3 protein-coding genes are annotated in these 2,540 nt (G+C 78.4%); all 3 read left to right on the top strand.

From position 1 onward, the window contains the following. Positions 1-403 precede the first annotated feature (403 nt). The 3 genes from ME121_RS32600 to ME121_RS34835 all read left to right on the top strand — a co-directional run bounded on the left by ME121_RS32600 (position 404) and on the right by ME121_RS34835 (position 2,477). Positions 404-1,309, top strand: a complete 906-nt coding sequence (locus tag ME121_RS32600; protein WP_245337876.1) for a lysozyme inhibitor LprI family protein — start codon at positions 404-406, stop codon at positions 1,307-1,309. Positions 1,310-1,434: 125 nt separating this feature from the next. Further along, positions 1,435-2,214 carry a hypothetical protein gene (locus ME121_RS32595; protein ID WP_059410325.1) on the top strand — a complete coding sequence of 260 codons (780 nt, stop codon included), beginning with the start codon at positions 1,435-1,437 and terminating at the stop codon, positions 2,212-2,214. Beyond that, positions 2,211-2,477 (top strand): hypothetical protein, encoded by a 267-nt coding sequence (locus tag ME121_RS34835; protein ID WP_089231876.1) that lies wholly within the window; start codon positions 2,211-2,213, stop codon positions 2,475-2,477. The genes ME121_RS32595 and ME121_RS34835 overlap by 4 nt, the downstream gene beginning before the upstream one ends. The last annotated feature ends 63 nt before the right edge of the window (positions 2,478-2,540 follow it).

Here is a 2,540-nt window from a genome sequence, read left to right as displayed (position 1 = left end):
CGCCCCCGGCCACCGGCCGCGCCGCAGCTCTGAGACCCTGCGGGGCCGGCGCGGGCGGGCCTCCCGCACCCGTACGGACCGACGCCCGACCGGGACCCGGCCGCGCAGGTCCGCAAGGCCACGGCAGAACGATGTGAGGGCCGACCCAAACGGGATCGATGCGGACCAAGTCCGCCTATCCGGCCACCCCGTCGACGCGGCGGGCGGCCGCGGCGCAGCCGGGCCCGGATGGCGACCGGCTCCGGGCGCGCGACGATGCCGGATCGGGCGAGCCGGATCCCTCGTGGCCTGTCGGGGAGCGGCGCGGCTCCGCTTGGCTGCCCGGGCACGCGGCCCGGATGCGAGGTCCAGATGCGAGGTCCAGATGCGAGGTTCAGATGCACAGTTCAGTGCGGGGCCGGCCGTGACGCGCCTCCTGGCGGCCGCCGTGGCCGCGTCCCTCCTGGCGCCGTCTCCGGCCCGGGCGATCGACTGCCGCAAGGCGGCCAGCCCGCTCGAGCGCATGATCTGCGCCGACGCGGCGCTCCGGAAGGCCGACGCCGCCCTGGGTTCGGCCTATGCCGGACTGCTGCGCGGCACGGACGACGCCGAGATCCGCGCGATGCTGGTCGCCAGCCAGAAGCGCTGGGTGGCGGCCCGGGACACGCGGCTCGGCGACCTGGACGCGGCCGGCGCTCCGTCCGACCCGGCCGACGCGCGCGCCGTCGTGCTGGCGGCGATCCGGGCACGGACCAGGGACCTGTCCGGCCGCTCGACGAGCGATCCGGCCCGGCCGCACTGGATCGCGGCGGCGCTGCGGCAGCGGGCCTTCGCGGCGCGGTTCACCGGCGGCCCCTTCGCGGGGTTCGACGCGGCGTGCGACTTCCTGCCCGTCGGGCAGGACCGGGTCTACGGCTGCTTCGGCAGCCGACGCTACCAGAACGGCGACCGGGTCTGCACGCTGTCCGACGACTGGGCGAGCGGCCACACCACCGAGACGCGCACGGTCGCGCGAGTCGTCGACGGCGCCGCGCGCACGGTCGCGACCTGCACGATCGGCGGGAGCGACGACGCGGAGTGCCCGGGTCCCGGCAACCCCGCCGGCCGCTGGACGCGGCCCGCCGCCCCGGCCGCCGCCGGCGCGGCGGCACCACCCGCCGGCCCCCGGGCCGTGCTCGACGTCGAACTGGCCCCGGACGCCGAGGCCGAGACCTGGCTCTCGACCTGCCTGACCGACCCCGCCTACCCGCCGCCCGACCCGGTTCCGGCGGCCCGGACGAGACCGGGGTCGAGCCCGCCCGCGCCTGCGGGCACCCCGAGCAGCCGGTGACGATGAGACCGCACGCCCCCGCGCCCGATCCGGCCCCCGCTCCCGTCCCTGATCCTGTCCCTGATCCAGCCTCTGGGCCGTCCCGCAGGCGTGGCGTCCGGGTCGCGGCGCTGACGCTCGGCCTGATGCTCGCCGGACCGGCCGCCGCGCAGGACGGGCCGCCGGCGCCGCGGGTCGCCTCCGCCGTGAAGGGCCTGCGCGTCGTGCCCCTCGCCGAGCTGCCGCGGGCCCCGGGCGGGGCGGGCCGCCGGGCCGGCTGCCCGGGCGAGGTCGCGCCGGCGCAGTCCGAGGCGGCGCGAGCCGTGGCCGCCCGGGACTGGTTCGTCCTCGGCGAGGCGGCGCTGGGCCGCTACCGGGCCGTCAGCTTCGCCAGCGACCTGCAGCAGGGGCCGAGCGGCACCTGCTTCGTCGCGGACGGCAATGTCGGCCTCTTCGACGGGGCGCGCCTCGTCGCCCTCGTGTACGGTGCCGGCCGGACCGGCGCGGTCGGCCGCATCGCGGCGCGAGCCGGCGGCGTGCGCCTCTGGGACGGCGAGCTGCCGCCCGCCCCGGTGGGCGACCTGACGCTGCGCGCGGACGGCACCCTGTCGCTGGAGCCGCCGGCCAAGGTCGAATCCGTCTGCGGCGGCCGCGGGTCGATCCCCGCCATCCGCGGCCGGCCGATCGACGAGGCCCGGACGGCGCTGATCGCCGCGGGCTGGACGCCGGTGAGGGGCGCGCCGAGCGACGATGCGCGGGAGCGGGATCTCGCCCGGCGCGGCGTGATCGAGGTCGACGGCTGTTCCGGGACCGGCCTCGCCTATTGCAGCTTCCGGTATGCCGGGGCCGCCGGCACGCTCTCGGTGACGACGACGGGCGAGGGCGCTCTGCCCGAGGTCCACGAATACGGGATCACGTGCCGATGAGGCGGATCCTGCGGGCGCTGACGCTGATCGCCGCGACGGGCCCGACCGCCGCCGTCGCGGCGCCCGCGCCGCCCTGCGCGGCCGACGCCGAGCGGCAGGCCCTCGCGCTGCCGCGCTTCCGCGGCGACGGCGACGCGCGGGCGACGGCCGATCCCGCTTCCGTCCGGTCCGTCGGCACCGTCGCGTCCCCGGTCGGGACGCGGCGCTTCCGGGGGATCGAGGTGGGGGCAGCATCGACAAGGGCGCGTATCGGATCCGGCTGATCGACGCGCCGATGACCGAGCGCCGCGGGCCGATAGGGCAGGGGATCCTCGAGCGCTCCGATC

It is taken from the genome of Methylobacterium sp. ME121 (genome assembly GCF_000974725.1).
GTDB lineage: Bacteria > Pseudomonadota > Alphaproteobacteria > Rhizobiales > Beijerinckiaceae > Methylobacterium > Methylobacterium radiotolerans.
Note: the sequence above shows the minus strand (reverse complement) of the source record. Positions and strands in the feature narration are given on the sequence as shown.

Bases quoted from the DNA above. Each gene is read 5' to 3' on its own strand.
- ME121_RS32595 (WP_059410325.1), top strand. From the start codon at position 1,435: ATGCTCGCCGGACCGGCCGCCGCGCAGGACGGGCCGCCGGCGCCGCGG.
- ME121_RS34835 (WP_089231876.1), top strand. From the start codon at position 2,211: ATGAGGCGGATCCTGCGGGCGCTGACGCTGATCGCCGCGACGGGCCCG.